The sequence below is a fragment of the Vibrio sp. 10N.222.49.C9 genome (genome assembly GCF_041474985.1).
In the GTDB taxonomy this organism is placed as follows: domain Bacteria; phylum Pseudomonadota; class Gammaproteobacteria; order Enterobacterales; family Vibrionaceae; genus Vibrio; species Vibrio crassostreae_C.
The window spans coordinates 51,118-70,033 of the sequence record NZ_JBFRVD010000017.1; the positions used below are offsets into that span (position 1 = coordinate 51,118).

At 43.3% G+C, this 18,916-nt stretch carries 20 protein-coding genes; 10 read left to right on the top strand and 10 right to left on the bottom strand.

Annotation, left to right across the window (positions count from 1 at the left end; all coding sequences use genetic code 11):
• The first annotated feature begins 29 nt into the window (after nt 1-29).
• The 3 genes from AB4585_RS06235 to AB4585_RS06245 all read left to right on the top strand — a co-directional run bounded on the left by AB4585_RS06235 (nt 30) and on the right by AB4585_RS06245 (nt 1,911).
• Nucleotides 30-959 carry an SPFH domain-containing protein gene (locus AB4585_RS06235; RefSeq protein WP_017063395.1) on the top strand — a complete coding sequence of 310 codons (930 nt, stop codon included), beginning with the start codon at nt 30-32 and terminating at the stop codon, nt 957-959.
• 3 nt (nt 960-962) lie between these two features.
• Entirely contained in the window at nt 963-1,412 is a 450-nt protein-coding gene (locus AB4585_RS06240) for an NfeD family protein (protein WP_017061926.1), read from the top strand.
• A 319-nt stretch (nt 1,413-1,731) separates the two neighbouring features.
• Nucleotides 1,732-1,911: a hypothetical protein gene (locus AB4585_RS06245; RefSeq protein WP_017061927.1), complete on the top strand. Its 180-nt coding sequence runs from the start codon at nt 1,732-1,734 to the stop codon at nt 1,909-1,911.
• A 76-nt stretch (nt 1,912-1,987) separates the two neighbouring features.
• On the opposite strand, the gene cueR is transcribed toward AB4585_RS06245, so the two are convergent.
• From cueR to zipA, 6 genes are all read right to left on the bottom strand, one after another.
• Nucleotides 1,988-2,380, bottom strand: a complete 393-nt coding sequence (gene cueR, locus AB4585_RS06250) for a Cu(I)-responsive transcriptional regulator (protein WP_017061928.1) — start codon at nt 2,378-2,380, stop codon at nt 1,988-1,990.
• A 93-nt stretch (nt 2,381-2,473) separates the two neighbouring features.
• Entirely contained in the window at nt 2,474-3,280 is an 807-nt protein-coding gene (locus tag AB4585_RS06255) for a DUF2057 family protein (protein WP_102320158.1), read from the bottom strand.
• Nucleotides 3,281-3,378: 98 nt separating this feature from the next.
• Nucleotides 3,379-4,524, bottom strand: coding sequence for a porin (locus AB4585_RS06260; protein ID WP_136973710.1), 1,146 nt, complete (start codon nt 4,522-4,524; stop codon nt 3,379-3,381).
• Nucleotides 4,505-4,660: a hypothetical protein gene (locus tag AB4585_RS06265; RefSeq protein WP_004734257.1), complete on the bottom strand. Its 156-nt coding sequence runs from the start codon at nt 4,658-4,660 to the stop codon at nt 4,505-4,507. Before AB4585_RS06265 ends, AB4585_RS06260 begins: the two co-directional genes overlap by 20 nt.
• 389 nt (nt 4,661-5,049) lie before the next feature.
• Nucleotides 5,050-7,062: an NAD-dependent DNA ligase LigA gene (gene ligA / locus AB4585_RS06270; protein ID WP_372155487.1), complete on the bottom strand. Its 2,013-nt coding sequence runs from the start codon at nt 7,060-7,062 to the stop codon at nt 5,050-5,052.
• 92 nt (nt 7,063-7,154) lie between these two features.
• Nucleotides 7,155-8,183: a cell division protein ZipA gene (gene zipA, locus AB4585_RS06275; RefSeq protein WP_372155485.1), complete on the bottom strand. Its 1,029-nt coding sequence runs from the start codon at nt 8,181-8,183 to the stop codon at nt 7,155-7,157.
• A 229-nt stretch (nt 8,184-8,412) separates the two neighbouring features.
• Between zipA and cysZ the strand changes: the two genes are divergently transcribed.
• The 5 genes from cysZ to crr all read left to right on the top strand — a co-directional run bounded on the left by cysZ (nt 8,413) and on the right by crr (nt 13,414).
• Nucleotides 8,413-9,171: a sulfate transporter CysZ gene (gene cysZ, locus AB4585_RS06280; protein WP_029235129.1), complete on the top strand. Its 759-nt coding sequence runs from the start codon at nt 8,413-8,415 to the stop codon at nt 9,169-9,171.
• Nucleotides 9,172-9,408: 237 nt separating this feature from the next.
• Nucleotides 9,409-10,377, top strand: coding sequence for a cysteine synthase A (gene cysK, locus AB4585_RS06285; RefSeq protein ID WP_372102577.1), 969 nt, complete (start codon nt 9,409-9,411; stop codon nt 10,375-10,377).
• Nucleotides 10,378-10,679: 302 nt separating this feature from the next.
• On the top strand, nt 10,680-10,937 hold the full coding sequence (locus tag AB4585_RS06290; RefSeq protein WP_004734263.1) for an HPr family phosphocarrier protein: 258 nt from the start codon (nt 10,680-10,682) through the stop codon (nt 10,935-10,937).
• A gap of 136 nt (nt 10,938-11,073) precedes the next feature.
• Nucleotides 11,074-12,798 carry a phosphoenolpyruvate-protein phosphotransferase PtsI gene (gene ptsI, locus AB4585_RS06295; RefSeq protein ID WP_372169426.1) on the top strand — a complete coding sequence of 575 codons (1,725 nt, stop codon included), beginning with the start codon at nt 11,074-11,076 and terminating at the stop codon, nt 12,796-12,798.
• A 106-nt stretch (nt 12,799-12,904) separates the two neighbouring features.
• Nucleotides 12,905-13,414: a PTS glucose transporter subunit IIA gene (crr, locus tag AB4585_RS06300; RefSeq protein WP_004737851.1), complete on the top strand. Its 510-nt coding sequence runs from the start codon at nt 12,905-12,907 to the stop codon at nt 13,412-13,414.
• A gap of 504 nt (nt 13,415-13,918) precedes the next feature.
• Here crr and AB4585_RS06305 read toward each other — a convergent pair.
• The 4 genes from AB4585_RS06305 to AB4585_RS06320 all read right to left on the bottom strand — a co-directional run bounded on the left by AB4585_RS06305 (nt 13,919) and on the right by AB4585_RS06320 (nt 18,055).
• The gene (locus tag AB4585_RS06305) at nt 13,919-15,052 is read right to left on the bottom strand and encodes a flagellin (protein ID WP_372056246.1); all 1,134 of its coding nucleotides are present in this window, start codon (nt 15,050-15,052) and stop codon (nt 13,919-13,921) included.
• A 297-nt stretch (nt 15,053-15,349) separates the two neighbouring features.
• A complete protein-coding gene (locus tag AB4585_RS06310; protein ID WP_372058932.1) occupies nt 15,350-16,483 on the bottom strand; it encodes a flagellin in 1,134 nt (377 codons plus the stop codon).
• Nucleotides 16,484-16,604: 121 nt separating this feature from the next.
• Nucleotides 16,605-17,528, bottom strand: a complete 924-nt coding sequence (locus AB4585_RS06315) for a Dyp-type peroxidase (protein ID WP_372169427.1) — start codon at nt 17,526-17,528, stop codon at nt 16,605-16,607.
• 65 nt (nt 17,529-17,593) lie between these two features.
• The gene (locus AB4585_RS06320) at nt 17,594-18,055 is read right to left on the bottom strand and encodes a DUF2919 domain-containing protein (protein WP_017060696.1); all 462 of its coding nucleotides are present in this window, start codon (nt 18,053-18,055) and stop codon (nt 17,594-17,596) included.
• Nucleotides 18,056-18,164: 109 nt separating this feature from the next.
• On the opposite strand from AB4585_RS06320, the gene AB4585_RS06325 reads away from it, so the two are divergent.
• Nucleotides 18,165-18,509, top strand: a complete 345-nt coding sequence (locus AB4585_RS06325) for a DUF2956 domain-containing protein (RefSeq protein ID WP_017060697.1) — start codon at nt 18,165-18,167, stop codon at nt 18,507-18,509.
• Nucleotides 18,510-18,521: 12 nt separating this feature from the next.
• A complete protein-coding gene (locus AB4585_RS06330; protein WP_017063387.1) occupies nt 18,522-18,854 on the top strand; it encodes a DUF4156 domain-containing protein in 333 nt (110 codons plus the stop codon).
• Nucleotides 18,855-18,916: the final 62 nt, after the last annotated feature.

Here is an 18,916-nt window from a genome sequence, read left to right on the forward strand (position 1 = left end):
CAAAAACTCAAACTTGCAAAGGATTTTGTATGCCTATTGATACCTTGATTACTATCGGCGTCTTTACTGCCGTCGCACTGTTATTTATCTTCGCTGGCGTAAAAACCGTTCCACAAGGCAACAACTGGACCGTTGAACGCTTCGGGCGATACACACACACCCTTAAACCGGGTCTTAACTTAATCATTCCATTTATTGATAAAGTTGGACAGCGCATCAGCATGATGGAGCGTGTTCTCGACATCCCAGCACAAGAAGTCATCTCCAAAGATAATGCAAATGTGGTTATCGATGCGGTTTGTTTTGTTCAAGTTATCGACGCGCCTAAGGCAGCTTATGAAGTGAATGACCTTGAACATGCGATCCGTAACTTAACCCTCACCAATATCCGTACTGTGCTTGGCTCGATGGAACTGGATGAGATGCTGAGTCAGCGTGACATGATCAATACCAAGCTACTGAACATCGTTGATGAAGCGACAAACCCTTGGGGCGTAAAAGTCACCCGTATCGAAATTAAAGACGTACAGCCACCAGCAGACCTTACTGCTGCGATGAATGCCCAGATGAAAGCCGAGCGTAATAAACGTGCTGATATCTTAGAAGCAGAAGGTGTACGACAAGCTGAGATCTTGAAAGCAGAAGGCCACAAGCAATCAGAGATCCTGAAAGCAGAAGGTGAGAAGCAAGCGGCAATATTGCAAGCAGAAGCCCGTGAGCGTGCCGCAGAAGCAGAAGCTAAAGCGACAGAAATGGTATCAACGGCAATTGCTCAAGGTGACATGCAAGCGGTCAATTACTTCATTGCACAAGGTTACACCGACGCATTGAAATCTATAGGCCAAGCTGAAAACGGCAAGATCATCATGCTACCACTCGAAGCAACTGGCCTTATGGGTTCTGTTGCGGGTATCGCGGAGATGTTTGCACATAAGAATGACAAAGGTAGTAAGGACTAACTTATGGTCGAATTACTAGAACAAGTAAACCACTGGCATTGGTTAGCGTTTGGTCTAGCATTGTTAGCGCTTGAGCTAATTGGAACCGCTGGTTACTTTTTATGGATAGGCATATCTGCCATGCTGGTCGGTGCCCTATTAGGAGCATTACCAATTGGTTGGCAGATGCAATGGCTGTCCTTTGCTAGCTTCTCTCTTATTACCACTTGGTTGTGGTGGAGAAGACAACTCTCGAATGACAAGCAATCGGATGCAGGGCGAGAGTTAAACCAAAGAGAAAAGCAATTGGTAGGTCAAACCGTTATTTTAAGTGAAGACGTAAAGAAAGGTAGCTGTCGAATTAAGTTCGGTGACTCTTCTTGGTCAGCAAAGGCCAGTCAAGATATTCCATCTGGAACCGAAATTAAGATTGTCGCTTTAGACGGAATCGTTCTAATAATAGAACCTTTATAAACAAGAGCTATATGAAGCCTGCATTTTCAATAAATGCAGGCTTTTTCTATTTTTGAACCTTAATAATATTCGAATTATCATTGCGATAGATTGAATTGAAAAAAAAATAAGTTCTTATTTCGTAAAGCTAAAAAGTTTGATTGAGCTAAAAAGGTATAAGAAAGCCAGATTTCTTACCCAATATATATATGAATAGTTAACCTTACTCTCGCTTATTTATAATTATTAAAAATGTTAAGTCCGTCCAATTTTTGAAATTTTCTTTTCCTTGTCCATACTTTCAATTATCTCAATTAGAGATAAACCTAATGGAGTTTGTATGAGACATTTTTTAATAATTCTAACGGCTATTTTCAGCTTGTCATTTGGAAGCGCTCTAGCGAGCAGTCAGTCTCCTGGTAACGGAAACATGGGGCCTATCGTTAAGTGTTCAGATGGTAACGCAGTCACTCATGTACCACTGTTGATCTGTAAACATTACGGCGGAAAGGTGCTGTGATAGGTGCTGTGATAGGTGATTAAAGTCAGGCTAGTAATGAAATTGCTGCCTGACGATTATTTAGAACTGGAATAACCTAACTGCGGCCAGATAGATTATTCAAGATAGGACATTCCGTTGAAGTATCTCCAGGGCAGTCATGTACCCAAGATTGTAGCTGCACCTTCATCTTGTTTAACTCCGCAAGCTTCAACTCTATTTCATCTAACTTCTGAGTAGCCTTCTTCTTTACTTCGTAGCTTTGTCTGTTGGGATTCATTGCCAACTCAACCAGTGACTTACACTCATCGAGAGTGAAACCAACCATTTTAGCTCTCAAAACGAACTCTAACTGTTCGATATGAATCTCGCCATATTGCCTGTAACCATTTTCTGATCGGTGCGGTGGGCTCATCATGCCTTTACTTTCGTAAAAACGAATGGATTTCGCTGTTGTACCAACACGTTTCGCTACTTCACCAATATTCACAATCTTACCTGTAAGCCTAAAATGAAAAACCGCAGTACTGCTGTTATACAATACTGCGGTTGAAAAACATAGCTAGAGACTTACGTTAGAAGCCTACTCTTGCTCTAACAGCCAAATCATAGTTTGAGATTTTTCTTCACTGTCTAGCTTATTGAACCAGTATGAAACCATTTCGATCTCTTTTGAGCCTTCTAGTAATGCTGGGTTAGCGTTCTTACGGTTCTTGAATGCCCAATCTGTTACTGCAGATTGCTCTTCTTTGGTTGCTTCACCATACCAGTAATTCACCATCTCTTGTGCTTGTGATGCTTTTGGCTCTTCAGCAACTACTGCTGCTACTGGAACAGCCGCGACTGGAGCAACCGCGATAGCTGTATGATTATTTGCACCGTTATAAATTGTGTCGATATACGCCTTTGGTACGATAAAAGTCGTGCTCATGACTGAGTTTTGGCCTTCAAGCGTAAATTCTAAATTCTTTTGTCTTGCTTGCTGAATATCAGCGTCACTTAATGGAAACTTAATATATTGAGTCTTAGTACAGTGCTCGCTGCAGCTTTCTCTTGGTACTTGTCTATCTTCTAATTCTATCGTTTTACCAAAAAAACTAACCGTTTCGTACTCTTTGTAACTTTGGAAGTAACTCACGTCCATAGTAATTGAAGATTCTGGGGCAGTATTTGGTGTTACTTCTTTATTGTATGTAAAGTAAAGCGACGACTTGAGAATGTCTGCGCCTACATTTGCTCTATTTTCTGCTACGTAAGATTGACCGGTTACTTTAATGTAACCACCTTTGGGCTGCACATCAGCAACTGAGTCTGCAAAATTACTTTGTGAATCGAGTGAACTACAAGCTCCCAAAAATAATGATAATACAACGACACTAACTTTATTCATTATGACTAATTCCTTATGTTCACTATGGAAAAACGCTGGCAAAAAGATTTACCAGCGTTTTGATTTTAATTTAACTGTTTTAAGCAGATAACTTTAACTTAGAAACCGTACTCAAGACCAATGCGAGTTACGATATCTGATGAAACCTCACCGCGGTCATTGTCAGTAAAGCTACGGCTTGCTACACGTAGATAAGGTACAAAGCCATTATCCACGTACATAAGTTGACCAGAGATAGTATCACTCTTATCTGTTGCGCTCGCTTTTAGAGAAGAATTTGAAGCAGTTGTTCCAGATAACTCTGCATCATCATTCGCTGCGTAGCCTAGTTTAAAGCCCCATGGACCATTCCAGTATTGGCCAATAATAGAGTATGAGTCTTGAGTATATTTGCGAGAACCGTTATCAATTTCTTCGCCTTTGTATGCTGCTGCAATACCAAAGCCTGCTGGTAGGCTTGCTTCAAAGCCTACAATATAAGCGAATGTATCGTCTTTATAACCATCTACTGCAGCTGTACAATCAGGTGTACCTGGTGCATCAGGGTCAAATACACAAGACTTTGCTGTATCTCCAACAACACGAGTACCAGACTCAACACCACCCATAAATGTTACTTTTTCAAAGCTGTACTTAGCGCTCGCGCCAAAGAATTCTGAATCACGAGTCGCCGCGCCACCACCATTGTCGTTATCATCACGACCAACAGAAGCTGCAAAAGAGAAACCACCGAATTTTGGCGAATCGTAACGAACTTGGTTAGATTGACGATCGTAATGACCGTTGATACCGCCCCAATCGAATACAGAACCTAGACCAGGGTTAGAGAATGGCCAATCGACGATTTCGTATAATGGCGTAAGAACACGACCCACACGTAGATTACCCCAAGAGCCAGAAGCGCCAACGAAAGTATCACGGAAACCAAGCACACCACCTGAAACGCCGCCATGACCCCAGTCTGTGCTATCTACGTAGCCAGATTCAATCTGCATTGTAATTAATACGTCATCAAACATATCTTTATGAGCACGGAAGCCGATACGAGATTCATTCTCTACAGCGTAGCCACTGCTCGCATCATCTTGATCTGTTGTGTTGTAGTTAACTAGAGAGATAGCTGCAACACCGTATACGTCAACGTTGAAATCAGAGTTGATACCAACTTCTTTCGCCATTACGCCTGTCGATAAAAGTGCAACCGTTGCACCTAGTAGAGTACGTTTAAAAAATTTGTTTTCCATGGAATAAAACTCCTAAAAATGGATATAGCTGTTTGAATATTCCCCGCCTAAAGTTGGCCGCCGTAGAGAGAAATACCTTTTCTTGTTTGAGAACCCTAAACTCTGAATTCTCTATTTCCTTTCTGGTTATACACATCATGTGCATCCATGGCATTAAGACTAACTTCGCCCTCAAAAAGATCAATGAGAACTTAATTTTCATCTAAAAAAATATGAGTTGGTGCAAATTTAATAGGTACTTAGTGATCCAGATCGATAAATAGAAAAATCCTCACCAAAACAAAATCAATACCAATAAATTCAACAACTTGAGGTAATTATCACTTTGTAAAAATAGATATGACTCGCAATTATGATACAACTAGAATGGTATTTCATTAATGTTGAGCGGCATCACTGTCCCTTTTTGAGAGTTCGTATAGGTACAAAATTCTCAACAATTAAAAAGGCATCTAATTTGCAGCAGACACAAAAAAAGCACTCCCTTTAAAGGAGTGCTTTTGAGCTTTTTTTACCTTGGTTTACTTACGAAATAAGTGCAATTAGATCTTCTTCTGTTCTTATTTCGATACCTAAATCTTGTGCTTTAGTCAGTTTAGAACCAGCGGCTTCACCCGCGAATAAGATATCCGTTTTCTTAGACACGCTACCGGTTACTTTTGCACCTAAAGCCTGCAAAGCGGCTTTCGCTTCACTACGACCTAATTGCGACAATGAACCCGTCAACACAACCACTTTACCTTCTAACGGTAGCTCTTGGTCATCCGCAACAGCTTCGATTGCAGGCCAGTTAACACCAAGCTCTAGCAACTGCTCGACTACAGCTCTGTTTTTCTCTTGCGAAAAGAAGCTTGTGATGTGGCTAGCGACGATGTCACCAATATCTGACACTTCAACTAACTGTTCATGGGTTGCTGCTTGAACCAACTCCAACGTCTTGAAGTGTTGCGCCAAGTTCATCGCAGTTGCTTCACCCACTTCACGAATACCTAACGAATAAAGGAAACGTGCCAATGTTGTGTCTTTGGCTTTATTAAGTGCACTAACTACATTTTGCGCCGATTTAGGCCCCATACGATCAAGAACTGTAATTACGCCCGCGCTAAGCTTGAACAAGTCAGCGGGCGTTTCTACCATTTCACGGTCCACAAGCTGCTCTATCACTTTTACGCCAAGGCCATCGACATCCAACGCCTTTCTCGACACAAAGTGCTTAAGCGCTTCTTTACGCTGTGCCTGACACACTAGACCGCCAGTACAACGCGCTACAGCTTCCCCCTCGACACGCTCAACCGTAGAGCTACATACAGGGCAAGCATCAGGGAAAACAATGTCTCTAGCCGTTTCAGGGCGACGATCTAGTACAACAGCCACAATTTGCGGAATAACATCACCTGCACGGCGAATAATAACGCTGTCGCCTACCTTCACGCCTAAACGCGCAATCTCATCGGCATTGTGTAAAGTGGCATTGCTGACTGTCACGCCACCAACGAAGATAGGTTCAAGTTTAGCAACCGGCGTAATAGCGCCAGTACGGCCCACCTGAAATTCAACGTCATTGAGCAGTGTAATCTCTTCTTGAGCTGGGAACTTATAAGCAATTGCCCAACGTGGCGCTCGTGCAACAAAGCCAAGTACTTCTTGAGCCGCGATATCGTCGACTTTGATAACAACGCCATCAATCTCGTAAGCCAGAGCATCACGACGAGTCATAATATCTTGGTAATAGGCTTTCACGTCTTCGAGAGAGCTCAGTTGCTTAGTCTCGGGGCACATAGGTAAGCCCCAACCTTTAAGCTGTAAAAAGCGTTGGTAGTGACTATTTGATAGCTCAGCGCCTTGTACAACACCGACACTGTATGCGTAGAAAGCTAGCGGACGTTTCGCAGTAATACGAGAATCAAGCTGACGCAGGCTACCTGCGGCGGCATTACGTGGGTTAACAAATACTTTCTCGCCTTTCTTCAACGCCATCTCATTCAACTTATCGAAACCCGCTTTTGGCATAAACACTTCGCCACGAACTTCAATACGCTGCGGCCAGCCTTCACCTTGTAACTTAAGTGGGATAGAGCTGATCGTACGCACGTTTTCAGTGATGTTTTCACCCGTCGCACCGTCACCACGTGTCGCAGCCTGAACTAAAGTACCATTCACATAGAGTAGGCTAACGGCAAGGCCATCAAGCTTAGGTTCACAACAGAAAGTCTTGAGGTTAGCGGTTGGCGCTCTATCAGACATTCGCTTATTGAACGCATCCAAATCTTCATCAGAGAAAGCATTGTCCAGAGAAAGCATTGGGATCTCATGAGTCACTTGAGTGAAACCATCGAGAGGCTGACCACCAACACGTTGGCTCGGAGAATCTACCGTCACTAGTTCCGGGTTCTCTTCTTCGATCTTTAGCAATTGCTGCATTAATCGATCGTACTCGACATCAGGGATCTCAGGGCTATCTTCTACGTAATAACGAACGGCGTGATAATGCAGAGTTTCTCTTAACTGCTCTAAGGTAACTTGAATCGATTCTTTCATATCATTCTCTATCGTGATTGAAATATCAAAAAGGGCTCCCTTAGGAGCCCTTTTCTATAAATATAGATTATTTACAAGGCTAAACAATACGGCTAGGCATTCGATGCCGTCATAAAGTCTCTGATTTGCTTGCGGTAGTCAGATAAACGGTTTGGTGTCATTAAGTTGCGTGACTCATCCAACACGTTTCCGCCCATATCGTCAGCAATTTTCTGCGCCGCACTCAGCATCACATTGAAGTTTTGATCAGCTTGACCATAACAAGGCAACGTCATAAAGAACGAAATACCTTTAGTCGTGAAGTCAGCAGGATCATCATGTTCTAGCGTTCCTGGCTGCATCATGTTTGCAACGCTGAAAATAACCTTTGGCGCAAAGCAGTGGTAAATAGACATCTCACCATAAGTTAAACCGTTGTTCTCCATGCTGCGGAAAAGTTCAGTCCCAACGAATGGGATCTCTCCAGCACAGTGAACATTAAGAACGATCACTTCTAAACCAAGTTCTTCATCTGGTTTTGCTTCTTCAACAGTCGCACTTTGCGGAGTCACGACTTCTTTCGCAACAACGGGCTCTCTTTGAGTAAGCGTTTCGTTTGGAACGACTGGCTCATCAACTGTTTCAGAAGGCTCTTCAAACGAACCGTACTGCACTTTAAAGCCGGCATGGTTTTCTTTTTGCTCGTCAGTCAACTCAAAGCTTGGAACTTCAGGCTCAACGTCCTTCTCTTCCTCAATCACTTCAGGTTCACTTTCAACCTTAATTGGGTCTTCTACGCTGAAAGAAGGAAGATCATTTAATTCGATATCATCTTCGTAAGCTTCTTTCGCTTGTGGCGCTGTTAGCGGATCTGAGTCGATCAGCGGATCAGTATCAGAGGGTGAAACAGCAAAATCCGGCTCTTTACGTTCTTTTCGGATTATCTCAAAATCATCTTCTGGGGCGAATGAACGATTTGGAATAGTTTCGGCTTCATCTAAGCTGTCGTTATCAAGCTTACCGAGCGGCTTATCTCCAAACTTTGCTTTCCCTTCTTTTTTACTCGTCCATAGACCATGGAACAATAATGCGGCGATAGCTAATGCGCCAACAATAATGAGTACAAATCGCAATTCCTGCATTTTTCGCTCTCAGCTTTCTTAGTCAACTAGCTATAAACACGCTGTCACTAAGTTGGGTTAATTTGGCTAATCTCACTACTCTATCAAAAGTAGCCACTGTTTTAGAACAACTTAATACAATTAGTTCCTTACATGGTGTGATTTTCACCACGCTTTTTTTCTTAATTTCGGTCGAGTACACTAGACATGTTTGCTATTTAACCAAATTCACATGTGACCTAATTTAAATATGACTATTGAATCTGTTCCCCGCTCCGGCTTTGGCTATTTTATTTTCGGAATAAAAATCGCTTTATCACCGAGCATTCGTAAGTTTGTACTAATGCCACTTATCGCGAACGTGTTACTCGTTGGTGGTGCCTTGTTTTATATCTTCTCCAACCTAAACACTTGGATTGAAGGTTGGATTGGTGCATTGCCAAGTTTCTTGTCGTGGTTGTCATACATTTTATGGCCATTACTTGTGTTAACCGTCTTGGCCACATTCTCGTATTTCTTTAGCACGCTCGCTAACTTCATTGCCGCACCGTTCAACGGTTTACTCGCGGAAAAAGTTGAAGAGTTGTTGAGCGGTAAAAAAGTTAATGACGATGGTTTACTTGATGTCCTCAAAGATACCCCACGTATATTAGCGAGAGAATGGCGCAAGCTTGTCTACATTCTGCCAAAAGCGATCGGTTTATTCCTACTTTTGTTAATTCCAGCACTAGGGCAAACCGTTGCTCCGTTTTTATGGTTCATTTTCACAGCATGGATGTTAGCGATTCAATACGCCGACTACCCGTTCGATAACCATAAAATCAAATTTGATGACATGAGAAACAATTTGAAACAAAAACAAGGTAAGAGCTACAGCTTTGGCGCGCTTGTTTCTGTGTTCACTACTATTCCAATTTTAAACCTGATTGTGATGCCCGTTGCCGTTTGTGGCGCGACAGCAATGTGGGTTGCTGAGTTTAAAGACCAAGCTCTACGTTCTCGTCTATAGTTCTCGTCTCTAACCCTTTCTACACTTCCTAGTTTCGCCTATCTTTTTGAAGTTCTGATTTCAATAAAGATAGGCGTCAATTCTGCTACATATCTATATGATATAACTTTTTAATCCTTTTACCTTTTTTTCAACTTGTTTAATCTAAATTCAAGCTGAACAAACATCGAAAGACACTAGACGGTAAAGTGATTGATATACTACGTTTAGTTCTGTCATTAAATGAAGGAATATCGCATGAGCAAGATCTACGAAGACAACACCCTAACGATTGGTAACACACCTCTAGTCCGCCTTAACAAAGTAAGCAAAGGTAACGTCCTAGCTAAGATCGAAGCTCGTAACCCAAGCTTCAGTGTTAAGTGCCGTATCGGTTCTAATATGATCTGGGAAGCAGAAAAAGCAGGTACGCTTAAGCCAGGTATCGAGCTTGTTGAACCTACCAGTGGTAACACAGGTGTTGCACTTGCATTCGTAGCAGCAGCACGCGGTTACAAACTAACGCTAACTATGCCTGAATCAATGAGCCTAGAACGTCGTAAGCTGCTTAAAGCGCTTGGCGCAAACCTTGTGCTAACTGAAGCACCAAAAGGCATGAACGGCGCGATTGCTAAAGCAGAAGAGATTGTTGCTTCAGACCCAGACAAATACCTACTACTTCAACAGTTCAACAACCCTGCTAACCCACAGATTCACGAGCAGACGACTGGTCCTGAAATTTGGGAAGCAACAGACGGCGAAATCGACGTGTTTGTAGCGGGTGTTGGTACGGGCGGTACTATCACTGGTACGAGTCGTTACATTAAAGGTGAAAAAGGCAAAGCGATTACTTCAGTCGCGGTTGAGCCGGCTGAGTCTCCAGTGATTGCACAGGCACTTGCAGGTGAAGAAATCAAACCAGCTCCACACAAAATTCAAGGTATCGGTGCAGGTTTCATCCCTGGAAACCTAGATTTAGAGATTATTGACCGTGTTGAATCGGTAACTTCTGAAGAAGCGATTGAGATGGCTCAACGCCTAATGAAAGAAGAAGGTATTCTTGCAGGCATCTCATCTGGCGCGGCAGTTGTAGCAGCAAACAGAATCGCCGAACTACCTGAATTTGCAGGAAAAACTATCGTTACTGTACTACCAAGCTCTGGTGAGCGTTACCTAAGCACAGCCCTATTTGCTGGCCTCTTTACGGAAAAAGAGAACCAACAATAATATGTGGTCAAATCAATTTTTCGTCCAAAAAAGCCCCGTTTAGGGGCTTTTTTGTTGATCCCTGCCCCACCTTTGGTAATATCAGGTCTGTTTTATTTTTCGCTTCAAAATAAAAGAAGCAATAAACAAATTCTGAAAGTCATGAGTACTCAGCAAAAGACGACCATGGCTGGATAAAAATTTATAACCAGTCTAAGTTCTAACACGAACATGGCGTACTAGCCTCTAGCGCATTTGGGCTAAAGCAGTTAAGCTAATCTGGTTACAAACTTACAAAAAATAAATTAATTGGGGTATATAAAATGTACGAGAAGCAAGTAGAAATCACAGCAGAAAACGGTCTTCACACTCGTCCAGCTGCACAGTTCGTTAAAGAAGCAAAATCTTTCGACGCTGACATCACAGTGACTTCTAACGGCAAAAGCGCTAGCGCGAAAAGCCTGTTCAAACTACAAACTTTAGGCCTAGTAAAAGGTACTAACGTTACTATTTCAGCTGAAGGTCCTCAAGCTCAGCAAGCAGTAGACCACCTAGTTGCTCTTATGGATCAACTACACTAATACGGTCTCCTTCTTTCAAAGCCATTTTGCATAGCAAAGTGGCTTTGTTCGAAATAGATAGGAATAAGCGCGACATTAGTCGACGACTTAAAGTCACACACTCTCCCGTTTACAGTTGAACAACTAAGGTAAGGCTATGATTTCAGGCATCCTAGCATCTCCTGGTATTGCTTTCGGTAAAGCACTACTACTTCAAGAAGATGAAATTGTCCTAAACACTCAATCTATCTCTGACGACCAAGTTGAAGCAGAAGTACAGCGTTTCTTTGACGCTCGTAACAAATCTTCTCAACAACTTGAAGTTGTTAAGCAAAAAGCACTTGAAACTTTTGGCGAAGAAAAAGAAGCAATCTTTGAAGGCCACATCATGCTGCTTGAAGATGAAGAGCTAGAAGATGAGATTTTAGCACTCATCAAGAAAGACAAGATGCACGCAGACAACGCGATCCACACTGTGATCGAAGAGCAAGCTGTTGCACTAGAGTCTCTTGATGATGAGTACCTAAAAGAACGTGCAACTGATATCCGTGATATCGGTACTCGTTTCGTTAAAAATGCTCTAGGCATCAACATTGTATCTCTAGCAGATATCAATGAAGAAGTTATCCTAGTAGCTTACGACCTAACGCCATCTGAAACTGCACAAATCAACCTAGACTACGTTCTTGGTTTCGCTTGTGACATCGGCGGTCGTACATCTCATACTTCAATCATGGCACGTTCTCTTGAGCTTCCAGCTATCGTTGGTACTAACGATATCACTAAGCAAGTTAAGAACGGCGACATGCTTGTGCTAGACGCGATGAACAACAAGATCATCATCAGCCCTTCTGAAGCTGAACTAGCAGAAGCTAAGAAAATCAAAGCAGATTTCGAAGCAGAAGCGGCTGAACTAGCAAAACTAAAAGATTTACACGCTGAAACTCTAGACGGTCACCGTGTAGAAGTTTGTGGCAACATCGGTACAGTAAAAGACTGTGACGGTATCCTGCGTAACGGCGGTGAAGGCGTTGGTCTGTACCGTACTGAATTCCTATTTATGGACCGTGACGCGCTTCCTACTGAAGAAGAGCAATACGTTGCTTACAAAGAAGTAGCAGAAGCAATGGAAGGCGAGTCAGTGATTATCCGTACTATGGATATCGGTGGCGACAAAGACCTACCATACATGGACCTTCCACAAGAGATGAACCCTTTCCTAGGCTGGCGTGCAGTACGTATCAGCTTGGATCGTCGTGAAATCCTACGTGACCAACTACGTGGCATCCTACGTGCGTCTGCACACGGTAAACTACGTATCATGTTCCCAATGATCATTTCTGTTGAAGAGATCCGTGAACTGAAAAAAGCAATCGAAGAGTACAAAGTTGAACTTCGCGCTGAAGGCCTAGCTTTCGATGAAGAAATCGAAATCGGCGTAATGGTTGAGACTCCAGCAGCTGCTGCAATCGCACACCACCTAGCGAAAGAAGTATCTTTCTTCTCTATCGGTACTAACGACCTAACGCAATACACTCTTGCGGTAGACCGTGGTAACGAAATGATTTCTCACCTATACAACCCACTATCTCCTGCTGTTCTTACAGTAATCAAGCAAGTGATCGACGCATCACACGCTGAAGGTAAGTGGACTGGTATGTGTGGTGAGCTTGCTGGTGATGAGCGTGCAACGCTACTTCTTCTAGGTATGGGTCTAGATGAGTTCTCTATGAGCGGTATCTCTATCCCTAAAGTTAAGAAAGTAATCCGTAACTCTAACTTCGCTGAAGTTAAAGCTATGGCTGACGAAGCACTATCTCTACCAACAGCTGCTGAAATTGAAGCTTGCGTAGAAAAGTTCATCGCTGAGAAAACTCAGTAATCGCCAATCGCTTAATAACGTTAGACGGCTAAAAATAGTCGTCTAATTTGTTAGATTGGTATAGTATATTCTACAGAATAAAACTAAACGTTAGGAGCATGACACAATGGGTCTGTTTGACAAACTGAAAAAGCTTGTATCTGATGACAGCGCTGATGCTGGTGCAATCGAAATCATCGCACCTCTTTCTGGTGAAATCGTAAACATCGAAGATGTGCCAGATGTAGTTTTCGCTGAAAAAATCGTTGGTGACGGCATCGCGATCAAACCAGCTGGCGACAAAATGGTAGCTCCAGTTAACGGTACTATCGGTAAGATCTTCGAAACTAACCACGCATTCTCTATCGAGTCTGACGACGGTGTTGAGCTTTTCGTTCACTTCGGTATCGATACTGTTGAACTTAAAGGCGAAGGCTTCACTCGTGTAGCTGAAGAAGGTCAATCTGTTAAAGCTGGTGACACTATCATCACTTTCGACCTAGCGCTTCTAGAAGAGAAAGCAAAATCTACGCTTACTCCAGTTGTTATCTCTAACATGGACGAAATCAAAGAGCTGAACAAGCTTTCTGGTTCTGTAACTGTTGGCGAAACTCCAGTTCTTAAAGTAACTAAGTAATCTCGATTACTTATCTGCTTTAATTAAAACGCTACCTAAGGGTGGCGTTTTTTGTGCCTGCTATATAGTTCTAATGCCAGATTACCAGCCGCTTTGGCCTTATACCTAACAACTACAAATCCCCTTCTTCTTTGGGCCTCTCACGAACAGAGATCCCTGACATCTCGCTCGGTTCGATTCTGGGATGACGATTAAACACTATGGTTTAAGCCTGAGTGATTGTTACTCAAACCGACCTCTTCTATACAGTTAGCTATAGAGTCACCAATACCCAACTCCCGTCATTCCCTACAGTGAGGCACGAACGTGATAGGGAATCTCGCTTTCCAATCAACTACCAACACCACAACTCCCCTCTCTTCTCCAAATTTCAGGCAATAAAAAACCCAGCCGAAGCTGGGTCTGTTTAGCGCTCATCTCTCACCACGAGCTAATTTGTGGAAGCCTTACGTTAACACTTATGATTCAATAACGCTTAATAAGTCAACGTGGCTTTTTAATCGATTAACCTAGTAGGCTAAGTGCCGAGTTCGGAGCTTGCTTCGCTTGAGCAAGAATCGAGCTTGAAGCTTGAGAAAGGATCTGAGACTTAGTCATCTGAGTCGTTTCTTTCGCGAAATCGGTATCTTTAATACGGCTCTTAGATGCATTAACGTTCTCGTTAATGTTGTCTAAGTTGCTGATAGCGTGGTCAAAACGGTTTTGGAAAGCACCTAACTCCGCACGGTGGCTGTCTACGTACTTAAGTGCTGCATCGATTACTGCTACAGACTCTTGTGCGCCGCCAACAGACGTTACGTCGATAGTATCAACGGTTACGTCTTTACCCGCTTGAATGCCTAGCTCACCAGCAAGACCACCAGAGAAAGACACGTCGCCGCTCACTTTGTTGTTACCAGTGAACATTTGTAGCTTGCCGTCTTCAGTCACAGACGCTTTAACAGAATCTTGCTGACCGTTGATGTAAGTCGCTAGCTCTTCGATGTCGTCACCCGCTTTTGCGCTGATGTCGATTTCTTGTGCTTGACCAAAGTTGTCAGTGAACGACAATTTTAGGTCGTTAGAGCCCGCTTGTACGTTCCAGTCTTTGTCTTTAGCGTTCTCAGTTTGGTAGCTCTTACCACCCATCTGAGCGTTATCAGAGCGCATGTCTTTCAGTTGAAGCATTACCGCTTCACCGTTATCCGCACCGATTTGGAATGATTTAGTACCGTGAGTACCGTTAAGTAGCTTGTTACCACCAAAAGACGTCGTTTCCGCGATACGGTTTAGCTCGTCGTTCAGTGCTGTTACTTCTTCTTGAATCGCTACACGCTCAGATTTTGAGTTTGAGCCGTTTGAAGATTGTAGAGACAAATCACGCATACGTTGCAGGATGTTAGTCGTCTCGTTCATTGCACCTTCAGCTGTTTGTGCAATTGAGATACCGTCGTTCGCGTTACGTACAGCAACATCAAGACCACGACTTTGAACGTTCAAACGGTTCGAGATTTGTAGGCCAGCAGCGTCATCTTTTGCGCTGTTGATTTTTGAGCCTGAAGCTAGACGCTCCATTGATGTTTGTTGTGCGCTGTTTGCGTTGTTTAGGTAACGTTGCGCTGTCATCGCTGAAACGTTTGTATTTACATTCACTGCCATGGTGACTTCTCCAATTGATTTTCCGGTATAGCGGTTTCCGACGTCTCGGAAAACCAAGTAGTTATCTCTAAGTTACTTTTAATAACGGCGTGATTGGCGAAACCTTTAGGAAAAAAACAACAAATTTAAAGAAATAGCGGTAAAACAGAAGAAAGCGTGACTGGTCGTAAAATTATCGAAAAAAGATGAGAAAATCGCTAAAGTTGCCGGGAAGTCAGTCGAGTGAGAAATTGTATTTTTATTCGCCAAAAAGCACCGACCAAGCTGAAATGCTTTTATAAGATTGTAGGTAATTCATTAACCTAATAACGTTAAAGCTAGATTCGGCGCTTGCTTGGCTTGAGCAAGTATCGTTGTGCTCACTTGCTGCAGTATTTGTTGCTTGAGCATTTGAGTGGTTTCTTTGGCGTAGTCGGTATCTTTGATTCGACTGTTTGATGTCGCCAAATTCTCATGAACGTTTTCAAGATTGTTAATGGCATGATCAAAGCGGTTTTGCATTGCCCCTAATTCAGAGCGATGGCTATCGACATACTTCATCGCCGTATCCAAAATAGAGACGGCGCGCTGAGCACCACCCACATCCGTTACATTGATGTCATTAACTGACTCGTAATAGCCCGCTGACATCGAAAGCTCACTGGCTAATGAACCTGAAAAAGAGATGGTACCCGCGGTATCTTCACCTGACATATAAATCTGAAGTTGTCCGTCATCATTAACAGAAGCCGATAAGAGATCCGTTTGACCATTAATGTAAGTCGCCAACTCTTCGATATCATCGCCCGCTTTCGCGTTGATGGTGATCTCTTGTGGCTGACCAAAACGATCGGTAAACGACATCGTCATATCATTCTGGTTTGATTTCACTTCCCATGAATCACTGGCCATGCCATTAGCAACGTAGCTAAAGCCGCCCATGTTGATGTCATCAGTACGCATGCTTTTCAAACCAATCTGCACAGCTTCGCCCGAACTGCCACCAATCTGAAATGACGTACTACCAAAATTACCATTGAGAAGTTTTTTGCCACCAAAAGAAGTGGTCTCTGCAATACGATTCAGCTCATCGTTTAAGGCGGTAATCTCTTCTTGAATCGCCGTTCTTTCCGACTGGCTATTTGAACCGTTGCTTGCTTGTAGAGACAAGTCGCGCATGCGCTGCATGATATTGGTGGTTTCATTCATCGCGCCTTCAGCGGTTTGCATGATAGATATACCATCATTCGCATTACGCACAGCGACATCAATACCACTCATCTGCGCTTCCAAGCGGTTCGAAATTTGTAGCCCTGCAGCATCGTCTTTAGCGCTGTTAATACGACTCCCTGAAGCCAAGCGCTCCAAAGATTGGTTCAGCATGTTATTGGCATTAGAGAGGTTTCTCTGGGCCACCAGCGCTGAGACATTGGTATTAACAGTTATAGCCATAGACCTTCGCTTACAAAAAGAGGAATAAAACTCACGATTGCTCTTATATCGACCAATTCATATAAAGCTTTAATAAAAAAGGAGCCCTGAGGCTCCCTTTGTTTATTCTTTTTGAGACGACTTACTTAATCGTTAATGCACTCAACATCTCAGTTGAAGGAGCAAAGTAATACGCGCCAGTCACCGCTTTAGTAAAGCGAAGCAGTTGGTCTGTTTTGCCATCAGTTACGCCGTACATGCTCTCTAACATCGCATCGAAGTTATGACGAACGTTACAGTAAGCAATGAACAATAAGCCGTGGTCGCCCGTAGCAGTACCGTAAGGTAGACTGTGGCGAACAATCTTAAGCCCCTTGCCTTCTTCTTTGATATCTACACGACCAACGTGAGACGCTGCTGGAACATCATCGAGCTCGATTGAATCAGGCTTAGTACGACCAACCACTTTTTCCTGCGCCGATACATTCAATCGGTTCCAAGCTGGAAGGTTATGAACAAAGCGCTGCACCATCACGTAGCTACCACCCGCAAATTCACCTTCAGGAACAATCGCGACTTCAGCGCGCTGTGCGTCTTTCGGGTTTTCAGTACCATCAACGAAGTCCGTCATGTCACGAGAGTCTAGGAAGCGATAACCGTAAGTTTCATCAACCACTTCAACATCAGCTGCTACTTCAGATAGCAATTTACGCAAGATAAAGAAGTGCAGATCATGTCGGTTTGAATGACAGTGAATCAGAACGTCAGACAGTGTGCTCGGTGCTGTGATATCACCTTCACCCAGCACAGGGAAGTCGATCAAATCAGCGGGCGCTGCTTGCTCGAACCTATCCCAAAAAGCTTTTGAGAACGCAACCGATGCCGTTAAGTTCGCATCAGGCTGAGTTTGGTTTAGTTCGTCGATTAGAGTCGGAAGCTTTTGAATTTCTGCTAGTACATTAGCAGTATTAGCGTTCACTTTAAGTTGAACGTAAAGCGCGAAAGGCCCAGCTTCAGGCAAAATAGCACTTTGAACGTTAGGCTGCTCATTTGAAACATTAAGCATAGATTATTCCTTCCAGTTTTAGCTTCTAAGTATAATTGTGAATGGGACAAATGTTTTGATGAGAATCAGTCTTCGAGCTCAACCACTTTAAAGCAATCCCTTGCAGCATGGCTATTGGTTAGATAAAGCGCTAACCACAGCAGCAACAATAGGGTGATGCCATTTGACCAACGGAACCATCCGTTATCCAAATAGATTAAATAAATCGTATGGGAGCCCTGTGCCAAGATAGCCATCATGGTAACCCAACGTCCCCATGACACGACTTTGTTAAGGCGCTTTCTATCTGGCGATCTTAGCCCAAATAACCACATCAGCAGCAAACTAGGCACACTCAACGCGATCCCGACATAAAACATCTGATGGTCTGGGTAGATTATCTCAAGAATATCGGTTCCCGATTCTCGGCTTGCGCCTGCAACAATGAAAACGACCAAGGCTTTCGCAAGAAACAACCAACCTAGCCAGAGCAAGATTGGAGCTTTCAAAAAGCCGTGCTTGTCGTATTGTTCTATGGAGTACCGCACAAATCTCACTTTCACTTATTTTCAAACCAACACTTTAACGCAAATCATTCATACTTAACTAGCTTTGCGTTATCTTAGTAGCCAATCCGTTTTAATTGTCGAACTCAGTATGAAAAACAAAACTAATACGCCCTCTGTTGAATCTCAACAGGAAGCACTGAAGATAGCCAAAGCGACTCAAAAGCCAGCTCAAACCAAAGAACAAACTAAACTGATTGCTCAGGGTATCGAGAAAGGCATCGCACTGTACAAGAAACAGCAAAAAGAACGCAGCCGCCAAGCCGATAAAGCGAAGAAGCGCGTACAGAAAGAAAAACAGACTCAACAAGCTAATCAACACCAAGAAGACACGATCGAAACAAGTGTTGAAACACCATCAAATCACGCCACTAAACTGCCGTGGTTACTACTGTTCGCAAGCTGGGTAGGCTTCGCGATTTATTTGATGCAATAGCAGGGTAAACGTATGAAAAAGGAATTAGTCGCTTTGGCTATGAGTGGCATGTTACTCGGGTGTACCAAACCCACATCAACGCCTCATAGTAAAGCGGACAAGGTACAAATGGATTACCACGGCCTGATTAACATCGAGCAGTGTGAGTATAAAGGGGAAATCACTGGCAGCGAAGGTCATTGGTACAGCTACTTGTTCTTTCCCAATGACGCCCTGATTCAAGGTGCGATGAATGAGCTTAAATCGAATGCCATTGAGCTAGGCGCAGACACCGTCATCTTTACCCTACCCCAAGATTTCAGCACTTCCGTGACTATGCTTGGTACCGCCTACCTGTGCGAGTAAGCAACTAAAGCGGCATATCGATATGCTTTGATTTTATGACACCCAAAAGAAAGCCAGCTTTC